General features: G+C 40.7%; 28 protein-coding genes. 21 read left to right on the top strand and 7 right to left on the bottom strand.

All coding sequences use genetic code 11. The features are described from left to right. Window positions 1–132 precede the first annotated feature (132 nt). The 5 genes from rplS to BN1609_RS04365 all read left to right on the top strand — a co-directional run bounded on the left by rplS (window position 133) and on the right by BN1609_RS04365 (window position 2,705). Window positions 133–477: a 50S ribosomal protein L19 gene (gene rplS / locus BN1609_RS04380; RefSeq protein ID WP_088809538.1), complete on the top strand. Its 345-nt coding sequence runs from the start codon at window positions 133–135 to the stop codon at window positions 475–477. Window positions 478–681: 204 nt separating this feature from the next. Next, window positions 682–807: a hypothetical protein gene (locus BN1609_RS14040; RefSeq protein ID WP_255377304.1), complete on the top strand. Its 126-nt coding sequence runs from the start codon at window positions 682–684 to the stop codon at window positions 805–807. Window positions 808–1,086: 279 nt separating this feature from the next. Next, a complete protein-coding gene (locus BN1609_RS04375; RefSeq protein WP_088809539.1) occupies window positions 1,087–1,665 on the top strand; it encodes a LysM peptidoglycan-binding domain-containing protein in 579 nt (192 codons plus the stop codon). Between the two features lie 126 nt (window positions 1,666–1,791). Then, on the top strand, window positions 1,792–2,199 hold the full coding sequence (locus BN1609_RS04370; RefSeq protein WP_088809540.1) for an arsenate reductase ArsC: 408 nt from the start codon (window positions 1,792–1,794) through the stop codon (window positions 2,197–2,199). 110 nt (window positions 2,200–2,309) lie between these two features. Beyond that, window positions 2,310–2,705, top strand: coding sequence for a hypothetical protein (locus BN1609_RS04365; RefSeq protein ID WP_088809541.1), 396 nt, complete (start codon window positions 2,310–2,312; stop codon window positions 2,703–2,705). Window positions 2,706–2,744: 39 nt separating this feature from the next. On the opposite strand, the gene BN1609_RS13915 is transcribed toward BN1609_RS04365, so the two are convergent. Then, entirely contained in the window at window positions 2,745–2,903 is a 159-nt protein-coding gene (locus BN1609_RS13915) for a hypothetical protein (protein WP_159457901.1), read from the bottom strand. 129 nt (window positions 2,904–3,032) lie between these two features. Between BN1609_RS13915 and BN1609_RS04360 the strand changes: the two genes are divergently transcribed. From BN1609_RS04360 to BN1609_RS04345, 5 genes are all read left to right on the top strand, one after another. Beyond that, window positions 3,033–3,599 (top strand): LemA family protein, encoded by a 567-nt coding sequence (locus BN1609_RS04360; RefSeq protein ID WP_088809542.1) that lies wholly within the window; start codon window positions 3,033–3,035, stop codon window positions 3,597–3,599. 27 nt (window positions 3,600–3,626) lie between these two features. Continuing rightward, complete coding sequence (locus BN1609_RS04355; RefSeq protein WP_088809543.1) at window positions 3,627–4,457, top strand: YgcG family protein; 831 nt, start codon at window positions 3,627–3,629, stop codon at window positions 4,455–4,457. Window positions 4,458–4,578: 121 nt separating this feature from the next. Next, window positions 4,579–6,180 carry a copper resistance CopC/CopD family protein gene (locus tag BN1609_RS04350; protein ID WP_179946621.1) on the top strand — a complete coding sequence of 534 codons (1,602 nt, stop codon included), beginning with the start codon at window positions 4,579–4,581 and terminating at the stop codon, window positions 6,178–6,180. A 3-nt stretch (window positions 6,181–6,183) separates the two neighbouring features. Beyond that, entirely contained in the window at window positions 6,184–6,783 is a 600-nt protein-coding gene (locus BN1609_RS13970; RefSeq protein WP_088824925.1) for a YcnI family protein, read from the top strand. Window positions 6,784–6,805: 22 nt separating this feature from the next. After that, on the top strand, window positions 6,806–7,453 hold the full coding sequence (locus BN1609_RS04345) for an MOSC domain-containing protein (protein ID WP_088840548.1): 648 nt from the start codon (window positions 6,806–6,808) through the stop codon (window positions 7,451–7,453). Between the two features lie 285 nt (window positions 7,454–7,738). On the opposite strand, the gene BN1609_RS04340 is transcribed toward BN1609_RS04345, so the two are convergent. From BN1609_RS04340 to BN1609_RS04325, 4 genes are all read right to left on the bottom strand, one after another. Then, on the bottom strand, window positions 7,739–8,470 hold the full coding sequence (locus BN1609_RS04340) for a glucosamine-6-phosphate deaminase (RefSeq protein ID WP_088840547.1): 732 nt from the start codon (window positions 8,468–8,470) through the stop codon (window positions 7,739–7,741). 63 nt (window positions 8,471–8,533) lie between these two features. Then, complete coding sequence (locus BN1609_RS04335; protein ID WP_088809548.1) at window positions 8,534–9,244, bottom strand: potassium channel family protein; 711 nt, start codon at window positions 9,242–9,244, stop codon at window positions 8,534–8,536. A gap of 17 nt (window positions 9,245–9,261) precedes the next feature. Continuing rightward, window positions 9,262–10,104 carry a Cof-type HAD-IIB family hydrolase gene (locus tag BN1609_RS04330; RefSeq protein WP_088840546.1) on the bottom strand — a complete coding sequence of 281 codons (843 nt, stop codon included), beginning with the start codon at window positions 10,102–10,104 and terminating at the stop codon, window positions 9,262–9,264. 82 nt (window positions 10,105–10,186) lie between these two features. Next, the gene (locus tag BN1609_RS04325; protein ID WP_088840545.1) at window positions 10,187–11,104 is read right to left on the bottom strand and encodes a heme A synthase; all 918 of its coding nucleotides are present in this window, start codon (window positions 11,102–11,104) and stop codon (window positions 10,187–10,189) included. A gap of 272 nt (window positions 11,105–11,376) precedes the next feature. Here BN1609_RS04325 and cyoE point away from each other — a divergent pair, with 272 nt between their 5' ends. The 8 genes from cyoE (at window position 11,377) to BN1609_RS04285 (ending at window position 18,021) form a co-directional block, all read left to right on the top strand. Continuing rightward, the gene (gene cyoE, locus BN1609_RS04320) at window positions 11,377–12,291 is read left to right on the top strand and encodes a heme o synthase (protein WP_088809551.1); all 915 of its coding nucleotides are present in this window, start codon (window positions 11,377–11,379) and stop codon (window positions 12,289–12,291) included. A gap of 186 nt (window positions 12,292–12,477) precedes the next feature. Continuing rightward, window positions 12,478–13,920, top strand: coding sequence for a lipopolysaccharide assembly protein LapB (locus BN1609_RS04315; RefSeq protein ID WP_088809552.1), 1,443 nt, complete (start codon window positions 12,478–12,480; stop codon window positions 13,918–13,920). 62 nt (window positions 13,921–13,982) lie between these two features. Continuing rightward, window positions 13,983–15,038, top strand: a complete 1,056-nt coding sequence (locus BN1609_RS04310; RefSeq protein ID WP_088816131.1) for a CAP domain-containing protein — start codon at window positions 13,983–13,985, stop codon at window positions 15,036–15,038. Window positions 15,039–15,099: 61 nt separating this feature from the next. Further along, on the top strand, window positions 15,100–15,543 hold the full coding sequence (locus BN1609_RS04305) for a YlbF family regulator (protein WP_088809554.1): 444 nt from the start codon (window positions 15,100–15,102) through the stop codon (window positions 15,541–15,543). A 28-nt stretch (window positions 15,544–15,571) separates the two neighbouring features. Further along, window positions 15,572–15,853, top strand: a complete 282-nt coding sequence (locus BN1609_RS04300) for a YlbG family protein (protein ID WP_088809555.1) — start codon at window positions 15,572–15,574, stop codon at window positions 15,851–15,853. Then, window positions 15,854–16,474 carry a 16S rRNA (guanine(966)-N(2))-methyltransferase RsmD gene (gene rsmD / locus BN1609_RS04295; RefSeq protein ID WP_369821462.1) on the top strand — a complete coding sequence of 207 codons (621 nt, stop codon included), beginning with the start codon at window positions 15,854–15,856 and terminating at the stop codon, window positions 16,472–16,474. It abuts the gene before it with no gap. Window positions 16,475–16,479: 5 nt separating this feature from the next. Then, window positions 16,480–16,965 (top strand): pantetheine-phosphate adenylyltransferase, encoded by a 486-nt coding sequence (gene coaD, locus BN1609_RS04290; protein WP_088825440.1) that lies wholly within the window; start codon window positions 16,480–16,482, stop codon window positions 16,963–16,965. A 15-nt stretch (window positions 16,966–16,980) separates the two neighbouring features. Next, complete coding sequence (locus tag BN1609_RS04285) at window positions 16,981–18,021, top strand: SepM family pheromone-processing serine protease (RefSeq protein ID WP_088809558.1); 1,041 nt, start codon at window positions 16,981–16,983, stop codon at window positions 18,019–18,021. A gap of 101 nt (window positions 18,022–18,122) precedes the next feature. Here BN1609_RS04285 and BN1609_RS04280 read toward each other — a convergent pair whose 3' ends face one another. After that, the gene (locus BN1609_RS04280) at window positions 18,123–19,286 is read right to left on the bottom strand and encodes an immunoglobulin-like domain-containing protein (RefSeq protein WP_088825441.1); all 1,164 of its coding nucleotides are present in this window, start codon (window positions 19,284–19,286) and stop codon (window positions 18,123–18,125) included. A 269-nt stretch (window positions 19,287–19,555) separates the two neighbouring features. Here BN1609_RS04280 and BN1609_RS04275 point away from each other — a divergent pair, with 269 nt between their 5' ends. Further along, the gene (locus tag BN1609_RS04275; RefSeq protein ID WP_088825442.1) at window positions 19,556–20,959 is read left to right on the top strand and encodes a glycosyl hydrolase family 28-related protein; all 1,404 of its coding nucleotides are present in this window, start codon (window positions 19,556–19,558) and stop codon (window positions 20,957–20,959) included. Here BN1609_RS04275 and BN1609_RS04270 read toward each other — a convergent pair. Then, a complete protein-coding gene (locus BN1609_RS04270) occupies window positions 20,933–22,093 on the bottom strand; it encodes a nucleotidyltransferase (protein WP_088809561.1) in 1,161 nt (386 codons plus the stop codon). The two genes, BN1609_RS04275 and BN1609_RS04270, sit on opposite strands and share 27 nt — an antisense overlap. Window positions 22,094–22,230: 137 nt before the next feature. On the opposite strand from BN1609_RS04270, the gene BN1609_RS04265 reads away from it, so the two are divergent. Beyond that, window positions 22,231–22,764 carry a DUF177 domain-containing protein gene (locus BN1609_RS04265; RefSeq protein WP_088809562.1) on the top strand — a complete coding sequence of 178 codons (534 nt, stop codon included), beginning with the start codon at window positions 22,231–22,233 and terminating at the stop codon, window positions 22,762–22,764. 71 nt (window positions 22,765–22,835) lie between these two features. After that, window positions 22,836–23,009, top strand: coding sequence for a 50S ribosomal protein L32 (gene rpmF, locus BN1609_RS04260; RefSeq protein ID WP_088809563.1), 174 nt, complete (start codon window positions 22,836–22,838; stop codon window positions 23,007–23,009). Window positions 23,010–23,136: the final 127 nt, after the last annotated feature.

Genomic DNA, 23,136 nt, shown 5'->3' with positions numbered 1-23,136 from the left:
ATCAAGAAAAAAACTTTACAGTCAAAGAAGTTTGTGTTAATCTAATTAAGTATCTGGGCTATTCCAGATTTGATAACAATATTCCGCTTCGTTCTTAATACGTATGAATATTTGTATGAAGGAGAGAATAAGATGAATAAACTTATCGAAGAAATTACGAAAGAACAGCTAAAAACTGACAACCCGGATTTCCGTCCTGGTGACACTGTACGTGTTCACGCAAAAGTTGTCGAAGGTACGCGCGAACGTATCCAACTTTTCGAGGGTGTTGTAATTAAACGCCGTGGTTTTGGTATTAGCGAAACTTTCACAGTTCGTAAAATTTCTTATGGCGTTGGTGTTGAACGTACGTATCCAGTACATACACCTCGTATCGCTAAGCTAGAAGTTATTCGTCGCGGTAAAGTTCGTCGTGCGAAACTTTACTACTTGCGTAACTTACGCGGTAAAGCGGCTCGTATTAAAGAAATTCGTTAATTTAAAGGAAGCACCCTTTCAAAAGGGTGCTTTTTTTATTGGATAGAAATGATAAAACTAGAATATTTTTGTGGAAGTAATAAGGAAAATTACGATATGGAACTAGAAATATTCCAAAGTTTGGTGTGTGTGAAGAATTTCAAAACATTTATTTTAAGTTAAAAGGAGAAAAGGTGGAACTTTTTTCGTGAGGAGCCTTTATTCATGGCTGAAAATTTACCAATTGTTGTTTTAAATGATGAAGTTATCAAAAAAGGTGGACTTCTTATTATAGAAGAAATAGAACAAATTTTGGATATAGGGTTGTCGATACAGGGAGAAAATGAATAAGTTTAGCCGTGTTTTTTAATGAAATCAAGCAATTTCACTAATAAATTCAGTAAAAAAATAAATTTTAATGAAGGGATATGTCACTAAACGTCTGAAAATTCAAACTTAGAAGAAGGGCTGTATAGCAGGAAGTTAGATTTTAATTGGTAAAATTTTCCTATTGACGTTTGGTGCCTATGACTTTGTTTTGAAACAAAATGAAATGGAACAGTAGTTGTTTTGAAATGTTGCTATGTTATGATGAATCCCGTAGAAAAATTAAGGAGTTGTTTTTAAGGAATGAAAAAAAATGCATTAGGAATTGCCGTATCATCTTTTGTGATTGGAGCAGTAATTATCGCTGGAGGTCAATTCGTAGACGCTAAACAAATCAATGTAGCAAAGGGAGACACTCTATCCGAAATCGCCAAGAATAACAATACGACTGTCGATCAAATTGCCAAGGATAACAACATTTCGAATATTAATCTTATTTATATAGGTCAAGCGCTTGAAGTTGGAGAAGGTGGAAATGGCGTAGCTACTGCTGCACCTGCACCAGCTGCACAAAGCAAGCAACCGACACAACAACAACCAGCGCAAAAACAAACGCAACCTCGTCAAAGCGCGAGCGCATCAACTGGAAGTTCCACAGAGCAACAAGCGAAAGAATGGATTGCACAAAAAGAATCTGGTGGTAACTACGGTGCAGTAAGTGCAACAGGTAAATATATTGGTCGTTACCAATTAACGAACTCGTACTTAAATGGTGACTATTCTGCTGCCAATCAAGAACGTGTAGCTGAAAACTATGTGAAGAGCCGCTATGGTTCTTGGAGTAATGCGAAAGCACACCACTTGCAAACTGGTTGGTATTAAAACGAAGGATTTTATAATCTTTGAATGACTATGTTTGGCTAGTATGAAAGATAGAGGCACTCTGTTGCCTCTATCTTTTTTTGCTTTAATACTATACAATAAACACGGAGAAATGTTTGGAGGATTATTATGCGGAAAATTGCCTTTATTTGTATTCATAATTCATGTCGCTCTCAGATGGCTGAAGGCTGGGGGAAAGTATTATTAAATGATATAGCAGAGATATATTCAGCAGGAACGGAGAACTATCCAGAAGTAAAACCGTTAGCAGTCGAGGTTATGGGGGAAGCAGGAGTAGATATAGCCGAGCAATATCCTAAATTATTGGCGGATATTCCTGGCGAAATAGATATAGTGATTACAATGGGGTGTGGCGTTTCTTGCCCTAATTTGCCGAGCCGTTATCAGGAAGATTGGGGCTTAGTTGATCCAAGTGGAAGCTCAATTGATAAGTTTAGAGAAACAAGGGACTTGATACAAAAGAAAGTTTCAGAATTACGAACAAGAATACTTGGTGGAGAGTTTGATAAATAAAAAATAGCAGGCTCACCTAGGCCTGTTCTTCTTTTATTGTAATCCGCTATTTAATTATGTTTTATTTTCAGGTATAATGTACTTTAGAATAAACAGAAAGTAGGGCAATTATGATTAATAGAAAAGCAGAATTTATCATGAGTATTATTGGTGCCAGTTTAGCAGCTCTAGGCGTCTTTATTATGGGAGGGTTTAGCATTATAATGCTATTTGCAGCATCGGTTGATCCAGTAGTGACACGTGATGATTTTATTGATATGTCATTTGGTATTGGATTTATTGCACTTAGCCTCTTGCTTGCTATTGCAGCTTGCGTGTTTGGTTTTATCGCTGCCTTTAAATTGAAAAATGGTGTTAGTGTAAAAGGCTGGTCAATCGTTTTAATTGTGATTGGCGGAATCAGTTTCTTTAGTTATGGTTTTGTAACGGGCGTTTTATTCCTTATTTCAGGAATTATGTCGCTAGCAAAACTTTCTAGTGAGAAAAATCAATTTGATTCATTTTAAATTATGAAAAGAGCCCGTGCTGCGTGTCAGCACGGGTTTTCAATCCTCATAAATTTCTATTTTATCCTTAATCGCTTGTTTGGTAAGATTATTTTTTTTCATATAACGAATGGCTCGTTTCACTGTGTAATGATATTCAAATACAAGTGCAATGAGTCCGAGGACGATAATACTCGTTAAAATGAGTGCTTCCTGCATCTAATCACCTCGCTTCACCTTAGTGTAGCACAGAATAAATGTGTTTTACAAAAAATCATGCGAGGGAAGTATGAAAAAATACAGCGTTATTGATATAATGAAAATATCTTATTTAAAAGGAGAAAACGAATGAAAAATACTTGGAAAGTAATTATTGGGATAGCGATTGCTTTGATTGTTTTAGGCGTGCCCTTTATTGCTACATATAATTCTTTAAATAAAAAAGAAAATGAAGTTTCTGCGCAGTGGGCAAACGTAGAAAGTAAGTTGCAACGCCGCTATGATTTAATTCCCAACTTAGTAAATTCAGTGCAAGGCAGCATGAAGCAGGAAAAAGAAGTTTTCGGTCAAATTGCCGAAGCAAGAACCGCTGTGTCTAAAGCTAGTACGCAAAGTGAAGAAATGAATGCGGCTAACCAAATGGACCAAGCTGTCACACGCCTAATTGCAACCGTAGAAAACTACCCAGAACTAAAATCAAGCGAGAATGTGACGCGTTTAATGGACGAGTTAGCTGGAACGGAAAATCGAATTTCAGTTGAACGAGATAAATATAATGATGTCGTCCGTTCCTACAATACGAAAGTGACAAGCGCGCCAACAAGCTTTGTTTCTGGCATGCTAGGCTTTGAAACGAAACCGTATTTTAAAGCTGTAGAAGGGGCGGATAAAGCGCCGGAAGTGAATTTCGACTAACTATAGAGGAAAGGGAGATGACGCGTTTTGAAACGGCTAACCTTTTTTACATTTTTTATTTTATTTCTGGCTGTTGTATTTCTGCCCAATCATGCACAAGCAGTCAAACTTCCTGAACCAACCGAGCAATTTTATGTTACGGATAGCGCGAATATTTTAGATGAAACGACGAAAAATATGATAATGTCGGTGAACTATGCGTATCAAAATCAGATGGAAAAGCCACAAATTGTGGTGGCAACGGTGGATTCATTTGATGGTTTAACCAAAGAAGAATACGCGCATCAACTTTTTAATAAGTGGAAAATTGGTAGTGATTCTCTCGACAATGGCGTTTTGATTTTGCTCTCAACTGGTGAGCGGGAAATTAAAATTGAAGTCGGCTACGGGCTTGAGGGCGCAATTACGGACGGTACGGCGGGTGAAATTTTAGACAATAACCTGACTTACTTAAAGGCGGATGATTATAACACGGGGTTGCGCAATATTTTTTCGGAAGTGGCTTTAAAAGTAAATCAAGAATATAACTATAAAGACGAAACGATTTTTAAGAACTACACTAACGAGATGCAACTGGCAAAAACGAATGGAGAGAAAGGCGCTTCAGGTAAGCTTAGTCCGGGCGTTATTGGCATCATTATTCTTGTAGTTGTTACATTTATTATTATTTCGATGATAAATGGCAGAGGCCCGCGCGGCGGTTCACGAGGTCCGTTTGATAGCGGACGGGGGCGTGGTGGCGGTCCATTTATCGGCGGCGGTTTTGGAGGCGGACGCTCAGGCGGCTCTGGTGGAGGTTTTGGCGGCTTTGGTGGCGGCGGAAGTTCTGGCGGTGGCGGAGCTGGGAGAGGCTTCTAAACGGTTATTTATGAAAGTCACGGTATTATATACTGTGGCTTTTTTGAATGCATATTGCTTTAAATAGAAAAAGAATTCAGGTATCGTAAAATGGAAAGTGATTATGAAAAGGGAGGAAGAAATGGCTGTTAATCGATTTTGGCAAGGGTTCCTGATTTTTTTCTTACTTATTCTTTTTCCGGCAACTCACGCAGATGCCCATGCCTATTTACAAAATTCAACACCGGCAGATGGTAGCAGTGTAGCTAAAATGCCGGCAGAAATTGTTCTTACATATAATGAAACGATCAAATCTGATTTTCCGCTAATTACAGTGACCAACTCGAAAGGGGAGCGAATTTCGACAGGAAAAACGCTTGTGTCTGCAGAGAATGATCATGTTGTTTCGGTGCATGTGGACGGAGAAGCAAAACCAGACGTGTACGCGGCAGAATGGCGTGTCGTTTCGGCGGATGGTCATCCGATTTCAGGTGTTATTTCTTTTAAAGTCGGTAAGACGGACAAAGAACTCCCGAAAACGATTGCTGAAACGCCAAACTTAGAAATAACGAACACCATTTTAAAAGACTTTCTTTATATAAGCTTTAGTATTGTTTTCGGTGTGTTGTTCGTTTTATTCGTTCTTTTCCCGCAGAAAGAAGCATTTCCGCGGCAAATGCTGAAACGAGCAAAAATCCTGACAGCTATTGGAATGGGGATGATGGGCAGCGTGGTGGCGCTTTTCCTACCGGTTCAAGTCAAAACCATGACATTTGGCGCCGCCCTGACGCCCGAACTCATGCGCACATTTTTCGGCACGAGCACTGGGAAACTTTGGCTTACGCAATTCATTTTGTGGCTCATACTCGCTAGTTTGTTTTTCTTTTTGTTTAAAGGAAAAAGCCGGATTTTAATGCCGCTTCTTGCTGCCCTAACTTTGCTTGCCATCTTTATGACCAAAGCACTTAGTGGGCACAGCCAGGCGCAGGCGGACCGAATTGTTGCGACAACCGCTGACTTCTTGCATCTCATTTCGGCGAGCCTTTGGGTAGGCGGCATTATTACCTTGCTTTTCGTTGTCCCAAAACAAGAAGCCAAAGCAATGTGGAACCGATTTGCGATTTACGCGATGGCTGCGTTTGGTCTGCTCATTTTATCGGGCATTCTCATGTCCGTCATGAATATCGGGCAAATGAAAAACCTTGTCCAAACCGCGTATGGCATCACGCTACTCATCAAAATCGGCCTCGTCATTTTAATGGCGCTAATCGGTTTAGGCCACTACTTCTATTTGAAGAATACGCAAAAACAAATTCCGGTTAAAACGATTCTCATTGAAATGCTACTGGGCTTGCTTATTTTAAGCGCCGCGAGTATTTTATCTGACACGAAAACACCGCCCCCTGCGCCAAGCAAACCTTTCAGTGAGGTGATGGCGGACAAAAATGATCGAGCAAAAATTCGGCTGCAAATTACGCCGGCCAAAGTCGGAGATAACACATTTATAGCTCGTTTTTTAACCAAAGAAGGGGCTGTGCTTGAAGCGTTTCAACAAGTAACATTTAGCGCTAAGCATGCGGGCGGCCGTGCGCATGAGTTTCAGGGCGAGCTCGCGGAAAGCGGCGATTATGTCGCAAGCGGTTTATACTTAAATCAAATTGGAAAATGGGAAATTACGGTGCGCGGTTTAACGGAAAATTTTGAGACGATAGAACAAACATTTACTGTGCAAATAAAGGAGTAAGCGATGAAAAAATGGATTGTAATGTGTAGTGTAGCGATGTTAGTTTGGGGATTTCCTGCTCTTGTGAGCGCCCATGTCAGTGTTTCGCCTAGTGAATCGCAAACGGGAGCGTACGAGACGTATACGATGAAGGTGCCTGTTGAAAAAGAGAGTAACACGACGAAAATTGTACTTAAAATGCCTGCCGGAGCTACGTATGTTTCTTATGAGCCAGTGGCTGGATTTAAAACGACTTTTGATAAATCGAAAAATGTGATAACATGGGAGGCAACAGGCGCGGGCATTTTGCCAGGTCAGTTTATGCGTTTTAGTTTCATCGCGAGCAACCCGGAAAAAGCCGCTCAACTTAATTGGGATGCTTTTCAATACTATGCGGACGGGTCGATAGTGGAATGGACGGGGGATGCGAATTCGGATACGCCGCATGCGGTTACGACGGTGAATGAATCGAGTGTTCCGCAGACGGACGCGCACGGAAATACCACGAGCAAAGAGCAGGACGAAAAAAATGAATTCTCTGCTTGGCTCATTTACACGACACTTGGAATTAGCCTTTTAGCCATTATTGTTAGTTTGTTTGCTTTACTTCGGAAGAAAAAATAATACAAAATGGAGTGTGCTAGAAATGAGAAAAGTACATCATGTCGCGATTGGGAAGCCTAAGGAACTGGCGTTTTCGAGCAAGTCGAAAATGTTGACAGGAATTGAAAAAACAGGTGTGTTAGAAGCCCAGCTCACATTTCAAGGATTTGTTGGCGATGGACCGTTTAACATGAAGCATCACGGCGGCCCTGACCGTACGGTATGTGTGTTTCCAGTGGAACATTATGCGTATTTTGAGGAGAAATTTCAAAAGAAGTTACCAAAAAGTGCATTTGGCGAAAATTTAATGGTTTCTGGCATGCTTGAAAAAGATGTTGCGATTGGCGATATTTTCCAAATTGGTGAAGCGGTCATTCAGGTGACAGAGGCGCGTAACCCGTGTTCCACCATTGGAAAATATAATCATATGCCTGAACTCTATAAAGAAGTGCAGCAAACCGGCTTTACAGGCTACTTGTGCCGCACGATTAAGGAAGGGAAGATTCAGCAATTGGACGAAGTGATTTTGCTCGAAGCGGACGCGCACCAAGTTACGGTTGCTTATTGTCACGAGATGGTTTTACATAAAAAAGGAGCAAAAGCTGATTTCGAAAGGATTGCCGCCGTCAAAGCTTTGTCCGAACGCTACTATGAGTCCTTGCAGAAAAAGTTGCAAAACTCAAATAGGTGACATCGCCAAACTTGGTCGAACATAGAGGGGATTTAAATCTACCGACTTATAATGATCTAGTTGATGCTCTTCAACTAGATGTAGATGAATATGTGAGTGTTAATACGAAGGCAATAATTGATTATATTCTTGAATAAAGTAACTGAACTTAAAAGATACTTTAATTGGAAGCTGTAGTGAGTAGACCACATCATTTTTAGATAATGTAAAGGTTGATTTTTCAATAATAAAACAGGAGAGAAAATCTTTTTTGATTTTCTCTCCTGTTTTAGATTCATCAAGAATTTATTGTTCCTCCACATCTAACTCCATAGCCGCTTCCGCATCTAAAATTACGGTTAAATTCGGATGCATCTGAAGAATGGAAGCAGGGACAGCGCTGTCGACCGGGCCAAAAAAGGCTTTTTTGATGATGCTTGCTTTTTTTCGTCCATTTGCAAACAAAACAATTGATTTGGCTGCCATTACGCTTTTTGGCCCCATCGTTACGTAAACGTCAGGACATTTGGATTCGTCGCCGCCAACTTCTGCAATTAAGATGTCGCGCATTTCAGGAATAGAGTCTGTTCGCACGAGTGTTGTTTCATCTGCGAAGGTTGTTGTTCCCGGAAGGTTGCCACAAAAGTGCCCATCTTCACCAATACCGAGCAAAATTAAATCTAAGCCGCCGTCTGCTTGAATACGAGCATCTTGATTTTGATAGTTTTCAGTATCTAAAACGTGAATGTTTCGTTCCGAAATCTTTGCCGGATGAAAGAAAAGGCGATTTAAATTTGTCATCGTCACACCAAAACCGCTTTCGCCAGCATAAGGAATTTCGTCAAAGTTATAAAAATGAACATTTTCCAAATAAGGACGCTCTTTTACCTCTGCTACTAAATACTCATACATTTTGACTGGCGTGTTTCCGGCCGTAATGGCTAAATTCACCCGATTTACTTGATACATTTTTCCAAGTAAAATATTCGCTGCAACTCTGCTCATCGACGCATAATCTTTTTCTACAATTAGTTTCATTAAATAGCTCCTCCTTTTTTGTTCTACAAGAAGTATACATTCTGTAATGCATTTCAGAGCAAGCTATTTTTTCTTTTTCATATCAAGATAACTTTCCAAAACAGCAATTTCCTTTTCATCAAGCTCTTCCACTTGGTCGATTGCTTTCGTAATATGCGAGATTTTTTCAGAACTGGTGGAAATTTTTCGTTGCTTACTCGCGTAGCTCATAATCGTACTAGTAATCATACCGATAAAACCGATACCGACAAGCATCATAATACTGGCTAAAATGCGCCCAATTGGTGTAATGGGAATGATGTCGCCGTAACCAACAGTTGTAGCGGTCACAATTGCCCACCAGATTGCATCAGGGTAGTCGTGGATATCTGGCTCAATCAGTACCATTGGAAGTGGAATGAAAATAACAAGTAGTAAGAAAATTAAAATGAAGCGATTCAGACCGTTTGTTTTTAAAAAATTAAAAAGAGGTGTTAAATAGCGATTTCCCATTGCAGTAAGGCGTAAAATATGGAATAGGCTCACGATTCGCGCTGCCCGAAAACCGCCGTATAATGGGATAATGGCAATTAGTTGGAACGGGTGTGTTTTAATGTAGCGTTTTTTGTCCTCTGCCCGAACGAGGCGGGAAAAATAGTCTAATGTGAAGATTCCCCAAATCACCCAATTTAAAAGGATTGTCCAAAAATTATGATAGGGAAGTAACGCGAGGGATAATATAACAAGTAAAAGCATGAATAATTCGTATATAAGTGTCCTTTTTGAGATTTTCATAATCATCATCCTTTCATTCAAGTGAGACCGTGTTGCTTAAAGAAATTTGCAATGCCATCTTCATCTGGCGTACCTGTGACAAAATCGGCAATATTTTTTAATTCTTGTTTTGCATTTCCCATTGCAACACCGTAATTTACAAATTGGAGCATCTCAAAATCATTCATACCGTCCCCAATTGCAATTGTCTGTGCAGGGCTCGTATTGAGGTGTGTCAGTAAGTAGCGAATTGCGACTTCTTTATTAATACCACGTAAAACAATTTCGCCGCTATTTTCTCCAAAAAGTGGAACAGTAGTATGTAAAATTGTAAATTTATCTTGATATGTATTTTTAACTTTTTCAAAAGGCACGTGTTCGCTCATAAATGAAATTTTGTTTACCGTAGTCAGTTCAGAAACGGGCTTTTCAGGTAAAAGTAAGTCAAAAAAGAAACTCAATTCGCTGGCGCGTTTTTGGTATTCGGCGTCCGTTTTGTTTAGCCCTTTAAAAATTTGTTTGCGAATTTCTGGAATGCATGTGTCACTTGCAAAAAGGCCGTCGTTTGATTCCAAATAGTAGCCGATACCTTCTTTTTTGAAAAAGCGAACGATGCTTGAAAGATCTGCTAAATCGAATTTTTTATGCAGAAGGAGCTTGCCTTGCTCTTCAATGTAGCCGCCGCCTGCGCCGATAAAGCCATCAAATTCAATATTTTTAATTTCGTCCGTGATTTCCGCTTTGGATCTGCCAGTGCATAAATAAACTTTATGCCCGTTTTGTCGTGCTTTATGAATGGCCACCCCAGCGGACTCGGGAACGCGGCCATAATCGTTACAAAGTGTACCATCAACATCAATGAAAATAATTTGTTGGTTCATGTCAAACTCCTTCAATGTTCTATTCTCACTTAGCTATCATAGCATATGTTGAACAAAAAAAACGAGCCTGAAAGGGCTCGTTTTAACGAATACGTAAACGATTTTTTTTGCTCCGCGCACCGAGCATACATAAGTAGCAGAAGAGCGCGAATAAAATGGTAATGATTAAACTGTGGAATAGTGCCACATAAAGATTAACCTCGGTGTAAACAGACAGGATACCTGTGAGCGCCTGAAGTGCTACGAGAATAACAGCGAGGACCATGCCATAGGTGAGCACGCGGTAATGTCTGTAATCACGGAAAACAAGCCATGTCATATAGAAAATCCAAACGACTAAAATGAAAGCGGCAATGCGGTGCCCATATTGCACATAATCTTGAATGGAATCTGGCCAAATGAATGTCCCGTCTTGGAATGGCCAAACTGGAACGGCGAGACTTGCGCGCTCATGTCGAACCAGTGCGCCGGTATAGACAGCTAAGTATGTATAGATGGTTAAAAAGTAAAGATTAAATCGTAGTTTCGTGCCCATCACTAAATTTCTGGCATCAAATTTGCGGTCAAACTCAAATATAAGTAGCGCCAGTAAAATGATTGCCGCATAACAGATAATGGAAATGCCAAAATGTAACGCCATGATGTATGGATTTTGGCCCCACATGACGGCGGCAGCACCCATGAAAGCTTGTAAAATTAAAAATAAAACAGCGATAATAGCGAGTGGTTTTGTTTCGCGGCGATCTTTAATTGTTCGCCAAGCGAGTATGGCCAACACAATAACAAAAATGGAAGCGAGTCCCGTTGTCATTCGGTGCGCGACTTCAATTAGTTTTTCCGTTGTAACGTCTGTCAGGCGAACGAGTTGTCCGTTGCAAAGTGGCCAAGTGTTTCCACAACCATCTGCTGAACCCGTTTTGGTCACCAAAGCCCCACCAAAAACAACAAATGTCATGAAAATAATCGTCAAGACGGACCAAATTTTAAGAAACTTATTCATGATTTCTTATTCTCTCCTTTTAGATGAATCTGTCATCAAACGTGCTTTTACACATTAATTTTATTGTAGCGAATTTTAAAACAGAAGTAAAGAATTCGTTATTTGGCGCTGTTTCACAAACTAAAACGAAATCTTTGCTAACAAATTCACATAATGCTTGCTTGGAATTAGTTTTATCCAGCCGAGTTTTGTGAAGCCGATTGATTGACAAAGCATGTCCTAATTTCACATAATAGACGTAGAGTGATTTACGCGTTTAAGGGGGAGAGATTTTGAACAGAATAGAGAATACTGGCGAGTTAAAAACAGGAGTTGCCAGTAAATTTACGGTTCGGGATTTCACGGAACTGGTTAAAATAGGAATCGTTAATTCCAATACAATTACAGCATTTACAGGAATGTGGTTAGCATTCCAGTTAAATGGTATTTCATTTATGCAAAATCTTGATGTGATGTTCTTTACGATTATTGGTTCTGCGCTCATCGTCGCCGCATCGGGTGCTTTTAATAACGTTATTGACCGTGATATCGATGGTAAAATGGAGCGAACGAAAAGCCGACCAACGATGACAGGGAAAATTTCGGGGAAAAAAGCACTCGTTTTAGCTTCTGTGCTGCTAATCATTGGTGTAGCGATGCTCTTTATGACAACTTGGCAGGCTGGTGTGCTTGGCATACTAGGCGTGTTTTTATACGTTGTGGTGTATTCCATGTACGCAAAACGAAATTTAGTTAGCAACACGGTTATCGGTAGCTTTTCAGGCGCTGTCCCGCCACTAATTGGGTGGTTTGCAGTTGACCCGACGTTTAGTTTAATCCCAGTGATGTTGTTTCTTGTGATGTTTTGCTGGCAACCACCGCATTTTTATGCGATTGCGATTAAGCGAAAAGAAGAATACCGCGCTGCTGGGATCCCTATGTTGCCTGTTGTAAAAGGCATCGAGCGGACGAGAAAAAGCATGGTCTTTTGGGTGCTACTTTTAAGTGTCTTACCATTTTTTATGACCGAACTCGGCATCGTATATGTTATTTTAGCAACCGCACTTAATATTGGCTGGCTCGTTTTAAGCTTTTACGGCTTCAAAATGAAAGACAGCCTAAAATGGTCCCGCCTAATGTTCGTCTACTCACTAAACTACATGACCATTCTATTTGTCTCCATGATTGTAATTTCAATTTTCTTATAGGGGATGTCATCAGTCTGATTGTGCGTGGTACGTTTTGTTTGGCTTAAGTTTAGAGGTTTTCTACAAGCTGAAGTCCGATTTTAATCGGGCTTTTTTTCTTTAAAAAATCTTTGAATTTTCCTCATCGTTTTTTCCATTTCAGGTGATATAGTCAAGGGGAGAACGAAGAAATCGGAGTTGATTGTTATGAAAATAGCAAGTTTTGAGCGAATGACACAACTGCTTATCAGTGGAAAAGAACAAGAGGCTGAAAAAGAAAGCCAAAATATGATTACCGAGAATCCTTCGCATTACGCGGGTTACCTTTGCCTTGCTTATGTTTATGCAGAAACGAATCAAAATCTCGATTTAGCAACAAATTACATTGAACAAGCTTTATCATATAACCAAAATATTGTTGAAAATTACGTCGTCGGCATTGCCATCTACGAACAGTTACATAAACCAAAACGCGTCACAGAGCTCGCTCGCTTCGGTCTAACGCTTGATCACTCGCAAGCGAAATTTTACGAAGCTTTGGCAGAAAATGGGAGTGGAGGATTGGTAGAAAAAATCGCCTTGTACGAGAAAGCCCTATTTTATGCGCCCAACAATACGAGCTATATGGGCATTTTAAGCGAGGCTATTTTCAACCAAAATCCACGAAATCTGCGTGCGCTTGAGCTGGAAAACTTAGCTTTTGCGACAAAACCAGATGACATAGACAATTTAAATCGCTTTGCTAAAATGAATTATGCGCGCGGTGATTTTAAAAAGGCGCTTCAATACTCGGAGCGTGCTTTGTGTCTTGCGCCAGACAGAGAAGATTCGCGTGAGCTTTATGAGGAAGTGGAGCTTGCGCAAAATCCGTTTTTTGGCACGTATGAAAAAGTACGTCTATATACGCATCGTGTGCCAATTAGTGTTACTATACTCATCGTGTTAGCCTATGTGCTTCTTTTCATGTGGGCATTAAATTCAGTAGGCTATCTTGCGGTTGTCATGTGGATTATTCCGCTAGGGATTTTAATTGTCGCGATTTTAGTGCAAACTGGCACCCGGCAAAAGGAAACGATGCAAGCGAAGCAAAACCGGTATGTGCGCTTACCAATTGCGATTATCGCACTGATAATCCTGTTTATTCCGGCGGGGATTCAAGTTGTACATTTGGCGCTTGATGCGGTGAAACAGGAAGTGGCTGTGCCAAAAAGGCAAATGATGGTGCAGTCGCATGCGGAAAAAAAGATGCGCGTTGCGAATACGTCTGAAAATGCCACTTTTAGCGCGGATTATGACCGTGTGTTAGCTCTTCGGAAATTGCTTGAAAACGGAAAACAAAATGATGTTGAGCTTCTGGAATATGTCGCACGTTCGTATTTACCAACATTTAAACAGAAAATAGCAGATGCTAAAAATTATCATGCGTTTATGAATTTTAAGTTTTACCAAATGTTTGCACTGGACGGAGCGGAAAAAGCCTATTTGACGCAGGAAAATAATCAATTTGATGTCATTGTGCTTATGGAAGACGGAAAAATTAGCCATGTCTATGGTGATTCTTGGACGACCGATAAAAAAGAAAAGCTTGCAATGGAAGGTATGATGCCGCATATCGTGGCGGACGGTAAATATACGGAAATTTATGAGTGAAGGCTAGTATTTAACTCGAAAAACGGCTACAATAGAGAAAAGGTTATTCGGGAGGCTAAAGTGTGAAATTTATTTTAAGAGTGATTGTGCTTCTTGTTATCAGCCTCTTTATTTTCTATAACACAGATTTATTTTTTCAAGCACCGACGGAAAAAAATGAGGCTTCTGAAAAAGTGAAGCAAGGAACAATCCTTCCTGAAGATAAAAAAACGAATGAATCGACTGAGGACATAGCGAATACGGACAGTATGGCAAGTTTTGTCAATCAAGACGTCAGTCAATTAAAAGAAAAATTTGGCGATCCCATTCGAATTGATAAGACGCCATATGGCTTTGAATATTATGTCTACAACCAACCGAATACAAGCTACATGTTGGTTGGCGTTTTAAATAATAAAGTGCAGACTATTTACGCGCTAGGTCAAGACTTAAATTTAACCCCATATAAAATTGGTATGTCTGTTGAAAAAGTATTTACAAATGCGAAATTGCAATCTGAAATCGCGTTTAATTATGAAAATAATTTTTATCGTTTTGAGCTATCCGAGAACGATTTAAACATGCGCCCAGTTGCTAATTTAGGCAGTGGTGTTTATGCCCAACTAAATTTCGACAAGGTAGACGGGAAGCTCGTGAGCGTGCGCTATTTGAACAAACTTTCCTTCATAAAAATGCATCCTTACGAGCTTAACTATCAAGGTGATATTTACGAGGAAGATGTTTCGGCGGCTTTATGGAGCGAAATTGATAAAGCAAGCGATATGCAAGTGCTCGAAATTACAAATGTGCTTCGTGAACGTTACGGGGCGGAACCTGTGGCGCTCGATCCAGATGTTGCGCGCGTAGCTTACGGTCATAGTGTGGATATGGCGAACAATAATTATTTTGACCACGACTCACCAACTGTCGGAACACTTTCTGACCGCTTAGAAAAGGGCATGGTGAAGTACACGAAGGCGGGCGAAAACATTGCATATAACTATTTAGATGCGGGCGCAACGGTTGAAGGCTGGTTAAATTCGCCAGGGCATCGCAAAAATCTGCTCGATAAAAGTTTTACGTATATGGGAGAGGGTACTTTCCAAAAATATTATACGCAAAATTTCATTACAAAATAAAAGACGAATTTTAGCTCTACGTGTTATAATGAAATATCGATGAAACTAAGGGGGAATAAGTTTGTTTGCAACAATGGAAAGTTTAGCGCTTCTTGACTTGTCGGATGAACTATCTGCCATGATTTTAGAGTCAGAAGAAAGACAAGCGTATGTTGAGAAAAAGAGTGCGCTAGAAAATGCGGAAACGCAAAATAAAATTAAAGCTTTTACGAAAATTAAAACGCAGTTTGAAGAAGTGGAACGCTTTGGTCGGTATCATCCTGATTATAAAGAAGTGACACGGAAAACGCGTGCTTTAAAACGTGAATTAGACATGGATGCGCATATTGCGGCTTTTCGGCAAGCGGAGATGGATTTTCAGTCACTGCTCGATGAAATCAGTCTGATGCTAGCAAATGCCGTATCCAGTCATATAAAGGTTCCAACTGGGAATCCGTTTTTTGAACAAAAATCTGCATGCAGTTCAGGTTGTGGTAGCGGCGGGAGTTGTAGTTGTTCAGCCTAGGACTTTGCGTGCTAAAGGGGCAATAGAGATGGAAAATGATAGACAAGCGATTATTGTTTGGATGAATCATTTGAAGCAAGTGCGTTCGCTCAAACGTTTTGGAAATGTTCATTATGTTTCACGAAAACTTAAATATGCGGTATTATATTGCAACATGAACGAACTAGAAGAAATTTCCACGAAAATAGCGCGTTTTAATTATGTGAAGCGTGTCGAGCCTTCTTTTCGGCCGTTTTTGAAAACGGAATATGAATCGAAGAAAGAAATGATGTATGAACGCAAAAATGAAGATGTTCAAATCAGTATTTAAATGCGAGGCAGTGCTCAAAACGGGCACTGCCTCAAGTGTCAAATCGAAGCGAAAAGGATGTTTAACATGAGAGTTATTGCGGGAAGTAAGAAAGGGCACGCGCTAAAAGCCGTTCCAGGGAAAACGACGCGCCCGACGACAGATAAAATTAAAGAGTCACTTTTTTCGATTATCGGTCCTTTTTTTGATGGGGAAAAAGTATTGGATTTATTCGCGGGAAGTGGCGGTCTTGGCATTGAGGCGCTAAGCCGTGGCGCAGGCGAAGCCGTCTTTATTGATCAGGCGTCTCTCGCGGTTAAGACGGTGAAGGAAAATTTGACGGCGTGCCGTTTGGAAAATCAGGCGGTCGTTTATCGGAACGATGCGATGCGCGCACTTAAAATTTTCCAAAAAAATGAAGAAGTGTTTGATTTGGTGTTTTTAGATCCCCCCTATAAAAAGCAGCAGCTTGCGAAAATTTTGACCTTTTTGGACGAAGCAAATTTAGTGTCTGATGGCGCGCTTGTTGTTTGTGAGTATGAGAAAGATGATGCTTTGCCGGATGCGATTGGTCGTTTTACGAAGACACGCGAGGTGAATTATGGCATTACGGTGCTATCCATTTTTAAATTTGAGGAGTGAGCGCATTGAAAGAAAAAATTGCAGTTTGTCCGGGAACGTTTGATCCGATTACGAATGGTCATTTAGATATTATTGAACGCGCGGCGAAAACTTTTGATGTGATTTTTATTTCGGTTTTAAAAAATGCGAATAAAAAACCGCTATTTAGTTTGGAGGAACGAATTCAGCTAATCGAGGACGCAACAAACCATTTGCCTAACGTCCGCGTGGAAAGTTCAGAAGGCCTCCTTGTTGATTATGCGCGCAAAAAACGGGCAACAGTCGTGATTCGCGGTTTGCGAGCTGTGACGGATTTTGAATACGAGCTGCAAATTGCGGCAATGAACCGAACGCTTGATGCGGAATTGGAAACTCTTTTTGTGATGACCAATCCAAAATATTCGTTCTTGAGTTCTAGCATGATTCGCGAAGTGGCGAGTTATAATGGTGATGTTGGAAATTTAGTGCCGCCTAATGTGAACGAGGCGCTACTTGCTAAATATAAAAAATAGAGGTGTAGTAATCAGATGCGAACGCAATGGAAAAAAATAGTTGCTATTGTCATTTTAGTGGTTGTAATTGCGGGCTTTTTCATTCCAATGCCCTATTACATTACAAAACCCGGTTCGACGGAAAAACTTGAGCCGCTTGTTGAAATTGCAGGGCATGAAAGTGAATTGAAAGGTTCGTTAAGTCTTGTGACCATTGCGATGGCCAATGCGAACATTTATACATACGGATTGGCTAAACTTTTGCCTTATCAGGAAATCGAAAAGGAAAGCGATGTTCGTTATGAAAACGAAACGGATGAAGAATATAACGTCCGTCAAATGTACATGATGAATGAATCGAAAAACAACGCGATTCAAGTAGCCTATAAAGCGGCGCATCAAAAGGTGACAGTGGAATACGACGGGATTTATGTTTTGAGCGTACTGGAAAATGTACCGGCCGCAAAGTATCTACACGCAGGTGATTTAATCACAAAAATTGATGGCCATGCTTTTGATTCTAGCGCGGAGTTTATTAAATATGTGAAGAGCAAAAAAGCTGGGGACGTTGTGAAAATTGATTATGTGCATAAGAAAAAAGCGGAGTCGGCGGAAATTGAGCTGACAACGATTGATGATAAGGGCACAGTTGGCATCGGGATTACGCTTGTTGATGATGAAAAAGTGACGACGGATCCAGCGGTGAAAATTAATTCGGAACAAATTGGTGGTCCGTCTGCGGGATTAATGTTTAGTTTAGAAATTTACAGTCGTTTTCAAGAGGCTGATTTAACAAAAGGCTATCAAATTGCTGGGACTGGAACAATCGATCCAGCTGGCAATGTCGGGCGTATTGGTGGCATTAATCAAAAAGTTGTGGCGGCAGATAAAAGCGGTGCAGAAATTTTCTTTGCTCCAAATGATGAGATTACGGCTGAAATGAAGAAAAAGGATGCCTCGCTAAAATCCAATTATGCAGAAGCGGTTGAAACGGCGAAAGACATTGATACAGATATGAAAATTGTGCCTGTTAAGACGTTTCAGGACGCGGTGGATTATTTGATGGATTTAAAGTAAGGAGTAAAAGCTTACCTCACTCGAATTTGGTCAGGCTCTAATATGTTAAGAAACAATAAGCGCTAAAGGTCAACGTTCGACCTCCTAGCGCTTATTGTTATTTATTTTGCTATTTTAACTGGAGTTTCTGCTATAACATTTCCCTCATGGCTGTAGCTTAGAAGACTCACTTGATCAGTTACAGTCGATACGCGGCTCTTTGCATAGTATCGGAAATCTGTTGTATTCATGACACCTACTCTACTTAAAATGGTTCCATTCACTTTTAACGCTACATATTTTATGTTTCCTGTGTAAGTCCCTTTCACATAACTATCCTGGTTCAGGACAAACTCATCTGGATTCAAAATTGCACTTTGATTGACTGTTACACGTTCTTGATTTATAACTATACCTGCTGAATTATAAGCTTTTATGCTTACAGTATCTGAAAGGCTAATTTTCCCCTTTGCATAGTATTGCCAATTCGAAGCATCTAAAACGCGTACTCTACTATACTCAGTTCCATTTACTACTAATGAAATATATTTTACATCTCCCTCAAAAGTGCCTCTTACATAGGAGTCAGTTGAGAGTGTATAAGGTGTGACATTCAGTTCATTCTTATGCTGAATAAAAGCCCCTTGTGCCACAACTGTACTGGCACTTGTTGTTTGTCCGCTAGCTGTCGCTGTTGCTGTTACAACGGTACCAGCTGCTAATCGAGGGATTGTGATACTATAATGACCACTTGAACTCACTTGCCCCACTCCAATTCTTGTTGCGCCAGTTTTAATTAGTAAAGAAGCATTTGGCTCAGCAGTTCCTTCAACTTTCGTAGAGTCTGTAGTTAACGGGTTGATAGTTGTTGGGGCAATATTGCCTTGTGCGACAACTGTACTGGCACTTGTTGTTTTTCCATTTAAAGATGCTGTTGCTACTATAAGCGTACCAGCAGCTTGCCTAGGAATCGAAAAACTGTATCTTCCATTTGAGTCTGCTTTCCCGGTTGCAAGTATTATTCCATTCAAACTTATTGAAATAACAGCATTTGGTTCAGCTGTTCCTTGAACTGTTATAGATTCGGATGTCAGAGAATTAATGCTGATTGGCGTGAGAATATATTGGTTTGTGGTTGAATTTTTTAGACTGCTTTTTTTTGTTTCAACACTAGATGCACTCACTTTGTCGTTACCTAACAGTGGGGAAAACATGGTTGAAATGATAAGTCCTCCTGTTAAAATACTAACTGCTGATTTTCTTAATTGTTCTTTTTTTATGTACATGCTAAACTCTCCTTTTTTTAAGTAATAATCTGTACTACATAACGAAAAATCAGAAAAAAATCTTTATTTATTCTCCAAATCAAATCCACCTCCTTGTCAATCATACATTGTCATGGTAACATTTCAGGAAAAAATTCAGAGGCTATTAAAATCAAATTTCTATCAATTTTTTTGTAAATTTTGTGACATTTTTCTTATATTCGAAGTTCTTGTTTTTTTGTTTGAAATTCGGGAAATTACTAGGTAAGAACAAGAAATAGGTGGGGACGATGAAATTTAAGAATGATACGAAAAATAAAATTGGTCACTTCTTTCCGGCATACGTGGACGCGGAAGGACTTGATGCGGGAATTTTGGAGACGGAACGGGCTTTTTTAGCTTTGCCTTTTACACGGGAAATCGAAAAGGTGCGTACGTGGAAATGGCATACGACGGGAAAGCTTGATAATACGTTTATGCGACCGGCGCTGATTAAAAAACGGCCGCTACTTGAAGTGGACTGGCAGCCGCTTCTTTTTGCTGAACTAGGCAAGCTTCGAGGTGAAGCGGTTCAAGTTTCGGTATTGGATTTTGGTGCGGTAGCGGACGGAAAAACGGATTGTACGGGGGCATTTGTACGCGCGATGGGACAAGGCGGGCGAAGCGTTCGGATTCCAGAAGGGGAGTTTATCATAACTGGCCTTAAGGTGCCTTCTCATACGGAGCTGATCGGGGCGGGCTCGGGGAAAACAATTTTGCGGATGCATGATTTTGCTGCGAAATCGCGTCAGGGGATTCGAAATCGGAATCGCTTCACAGGGAACAAGAGCATTCGGCTAGAAGGCTTCACGCTCGATTGGCGCGCGGAGCGTTTTCCTGAAAAAGAAAAAAGTGCGGCTCGAGGAATTCGTTCGAGTGGGATTGCGTTTTGCAATGTGATGTTTGGGCTCGTGCGGGATGTTTGTGTGCAAAATCCGGGGCTGCACGGAATTGATGTGACGTCTGCTTATTATAGTTATGGGGGTGACGGGACGACTTCGCGTTTTAGGAGTCGCTACGTGTGGATTGATGACGTGGAGGTTTATGGGTTTGGTGATGATGGTGTGACGACGCATCATAGTGATTATGTGTACATTACGCATTCTTATTTGCACAATCCGAGCGGTAGAGCGCACAAAAAAGGCGCCTCGAACTCGAATGGAATTGAAGTGGACGATGGTTCGCGGCATGTGGTGTTACACAATAATCGTACGGAAAATTGTTTTGGTGGCGTGGAAATTAAGGCGCATGAAACGAGCTCTGCGGCGTATGACACGCAAATTATTGGGCATTATTCGCGCGGGGATAACCGAGCATACAATTTTAGGCATATTGGGCACCACAAAGAAGGTGACGCGAATAGTTTGACGGCAATTGGCATTCGCGCCACCTTTTTAGTAGCAGAAGAGCCACGCAAGACGCCGCTTTATGCGGAAAGCCGTCCTCGGGCTCTAGTTGTTTCGGCGTATCAAAGAGTGGCGTTGAACTATGTTTGTACGGTAAGCGAAACCAAAGCGCCCGTTATCGCGGTGCAGTACCGCGCACGTGCTGTGGATCTTCAACATATCTCGCATTCAGGAGTAGCTCCGCGCATTAAAATTAGCCAAGATACACAGTCAGTTCGTGTTTCACCAGTAGATGAGCGGTCGCCTTGAAAAATCATTATCCGGCGCAACGAGGCTGCCTTCCATCAGACTGTAGAGCTTTGTCGCGCGAACATCGTAGGCAATAAGTTTTTCTTTTGCCTTTGAAACCGTCGTAACGAGCGGAAGTTCAAGGTCTTTTTTTACTTGGGATAAATAGGCCTGCCCAGTTTGGTTCATGCCTAGGAGGCGCAAGTAAGGCGACACCTCGTCTTGTTTTTCAAAGCGCATTAAAATTTGCATGGCCGTACGCTGAACACGTGCGCGGCTATAGCGTTTTGTTACGATTTCATTTAAGAAGGCTTCCGCCTCATCATGTCTGGCCGCTTTCACAAAGCGATTTTCGATGCCTTCTGTAACGCTATTAATTTTCGAAAGTGTCCCCGGATCGTCCGTTATAAGACGGTAACGCAAAAGCGGATACAGCTCGGCAAATGTCATCAAATTTGCTGAACTCCCAATGATTTCCCAGTAAACAAACGGAGGAATGTATTTTTTTACCTCGTTAAAGTGTCCTTGTAAAAGCATATTGCGAACAGCAGTTGCGCTTGTGACAGCTGGTCTTGCGGGCGCTAATTCCGCGTAATTTGTTGTGCGCGTTAAAGTTTGAATGTTTAGCGGGCGATTCATTTTTTCATTGGCTAGCGCATAATGGAAGCCAAGGATATTATTTGGCAGTGTCACATCAAGTCGGTCCCCAATTTGTTCATGGAGAGCTTCTGTTAGTGCCGCACCGTAACTTAATGTCTTATCGCTTAATTTTTCTTTTATAAGCGCATCAAATGATTCTTGATTGGCTAGTTTTGCCGCCTCAACAAAGGCTTCGCTATCCCCATTTTCACTTCCAAAAAAAATGGTTTCAGCCTTTAAATCTGCAAGTATTCGCACGGCTTCAGTTGCGAAAATATCAGCTTGCTGCATGACAAACCTAACAGGCAGTTCAAAGACGAGGTCAGCCCCGCCAAGAATCGCCATTTTTGTTCGAGTCCACTTATCAAGCATAGCAGGTTCCCCCCGCTGAACAAAAGAGCCACTCATAACTGCGATAATACAGTCCGCCTTAGTTTGTTTTCTAGCTTTATTCACATGATAGAGATGTCCGTTATGAAATGGATTATATTCAACCACAATTCCCGTAGCACGCATGAAAATCACCTATTCCTTTTTTCTTTTTATTTTAGCACAAATTTGCGTGATGTGGTGCCGTTTCTTTTCCTAAAAAGGATTGACAAACCCGCCTAGAAAAGCTATAATGATTTTTGTTGCGCCCGAGGTGATTAATGATGAAATGGTCTTTAAGTCAACTAAAAAAATATCGCGATGGCGAGTTTGAAATTAATGAAACGATCGACTTAACCGAGTTTTTAAAAGAAAATAATCATGACGTCAGAGAGGCTTCGCCTGTTCACGTTACCGGAACATTCGAAATGAAGCGCGACGAAGTAATTGCTCATTTGACAATTGCTGGCGAGTGGACGTTGCCGTGTGCAAGGACGCTTACAGACGTTTTTTATCCGTATGAAATTAAAGCGGTGGAAACCTTTGTTAAAAATCGTGACCAAGTTCATGATGAATCTTGGCATGTAATGGAACAAGATACGGTAGATTTAGTTCCTGTTGTGAGCGAACTTCTGCTAGTTGAAATTCCCATGCAAGTTTTTAGTGAAGAAGCGGCTGATGTAGACGCACTTCCTAAAGGTCGTGACTGGGAGCTTCAAACAGAAGAAAAATTTGCTTCTGAAAAAGCAAAAAACGAACCGAAAGTGGATCCTCGTCTTGCTGGACTAGCCGACTTTTTTAACGAAAAAGAAGATTAGTTTCAGTAAAGCTGGAATATATCTAAGGGAAACCTTAAGAATAGTTTTAATCTCTAAGGAGGTGTATGGAAATGGCAGTACCTTTTAGAAGAACTTCTAAAACAAAAAAACGCAAACGTCGCACGCATTTCAAATTACAAGTACCTGGTATGAACGAATGTTCAAACTGTGGTGAAATGAAACTTTCTCACCGTGTATGCCCTGAATGTGGTCATTACGATGGTAAAGACGTGGTAAATAGCTAATTCTAACAAGTGAGACGTACACTTGTTCACTAAAAAAACGACAAGATGCCATGGATCTTGTCGTTTTTTTGCATACATAAATAACAAAATAGTGTAAAATATGAGATATAGTGCGTTTTCTATATTA

Source organism: Listeria sp. ILCC797, from assembly GCF_900186185.1.
GTDB lineage: Bacteria > Bacillota > Bacilli > Lactobacillales > Listeriaceae > Listeria > Listeria goaensis.
This window is presented reverse-complemented; position numbering and strand designations above follow the sequence as displayed.

Bases quoted from the DNA above. Each gene is read 5' to 3' on its own strand.
- rplS (WP_088809538.1), top strand. From the start codon at position 133: ATGAATAAACTTATCGAAGAAATTACGAAAGAACAGCTAAAAACTGAC.
- BN1609_RS14040 (WP_255377304.1), top strand. From the start codon at position 682: ATGGCTGAAAATTTACCAATTGTTGTTTTAAATGATGAAGTTATCAAA.
- BN1609_RS04375 (WP_088809539.1), top strand. From the start codon at position 1,087: ATGAAAAAAAATGCATTAGGAATTGCCGTATCATCTTTTGTGATTGGA.
- BN1609_RS04365 (WP_088809541.1), top strand. From the start codon at position 2,310: ATGATTAATAGAAAAGCAGAATTTATCATGAGTATTATTGGTGCCAGT.
- BN1609_RS13915 (WP_159457901.1), bottom strand. From the start codon at position 2,903: ATGCAGGAAGCACTCATTTTAACGAGTATTATCGTCCTCGGACTCATT.
- BN1609_RS04360 (WP_088809542.1), top strand. From the start codon at position 3,033: ATGAAAAATACTTGGAAAGTAATTATTGGGATAGCGATTGCTTTGATT.
- BN1609_RS04350 (WP_179946621.1), top strand. From the start codon at position 4,579: ATGGCTGTTAATCGATTTTGGCAAGGGTTCCTGATTTTTTTCTTACTT.
- BN1609_RS13970 (WP_088824925.1), top strand. From the start codon at position 6,184: ATGAAAAAATGGATTGTAATGTGTAGTGTAGCGATGTTAGTTTGGGGA.
- BN1609_RS04345 (WP_088840548.1), top strand. From the start codon at position 6,806: ATGAGAAAAGTACATCATGTCGCGATTGGGAAGCCTAAGGAACTGGCG.
- BN1609_RS04340 (WP_088840547.1), bottom strand. From the start codon at position 8,470: ATGAAACTAATTGTAGAAAAAGATTATGCGTCGATGAGCAGAGTTGCA.
- BN1609_RS04335 (WP_088809548.1), bottom strand. From the start codon at position 9,244: ATGAAAATCTCAAAAAGGACACTTATATACGAATTATTCATGCTTTTA.
- BN1609_RS04330 (WP_088840546.1), bottom strand. From the start codon at position 10,104: ATGAACCAACAAATTATTTTCATTGATGTTGATGGTACACTTTGTAAC.
- BN1609_RS04325 (WP_088840545.1), bottom strand. From the start codon at position 11,104: ATGAATAAGTTTCTTAAAATTTGGTCCGTCTTGACGATTATTTTCATG.
- BN1609_RS04315 (WP_088809552.1), top strand. From the start codon at position 12,478: ATGAAAATAGCAAGTTTTGAGCGAATGACACAACTGCTTATCAGTGGA.
- BN1609_RS04300 (WP_088809555.1), top strand. From the start codon at position 15,572: ATGGAAAATGATAGACAAGCGATTATTGTTTGGATGAATCATTTGAAG.
- rsmD (WP_369821462.1), top strand. From the start codon at position 15,854: ATGCGAGGCAGTGCTCAAAACGGGCACTGCCTCAAGTGTCAAATCGAA.
- BN1609_RS04285 (WP_088809558.1), top strand. From the start codon at position 16,981: ATGCGAACGCAATGGAAAAAAATAGTTGCTATTGTCATTTTAGTGGTT.
- BN1609_RS04280 (WP_088825441.1), bottom strand. From the start codon at position 19,286: ATGTACATAAAAAAAGAACAATTAAGAAAATCAGCAGTTAGTATTTTA.
- BN1609_RS04275 (WP_088825442.1), top strand. From the start codon at position 19,556: ATGAAATTTAAGAATGATACGAAAAATAAAATTGGTCACTTCTTTCCG.
- BN1609_RS04270 (WP_088809561.1), bottom strand. From the start codon at position 22,093: ATGCGTGCTACGGGAATTGTGGTTGAATATAATCCATTTCATAACGGA.
- BN1609_RS04265 (WP_088809562.1), top strand. From the start codon at position 22,231: ATGAAATGGTCTTTAAGTCAACTAAAAAAATATCGCGATGGCGAGTTT.
- rpmF (WP_088809563.1), top strand. From the start codon at position 22,836: ATGGCAGTACCTTTTAGAAGAACTTCTAAAACAAAAAAACGCAAACGT.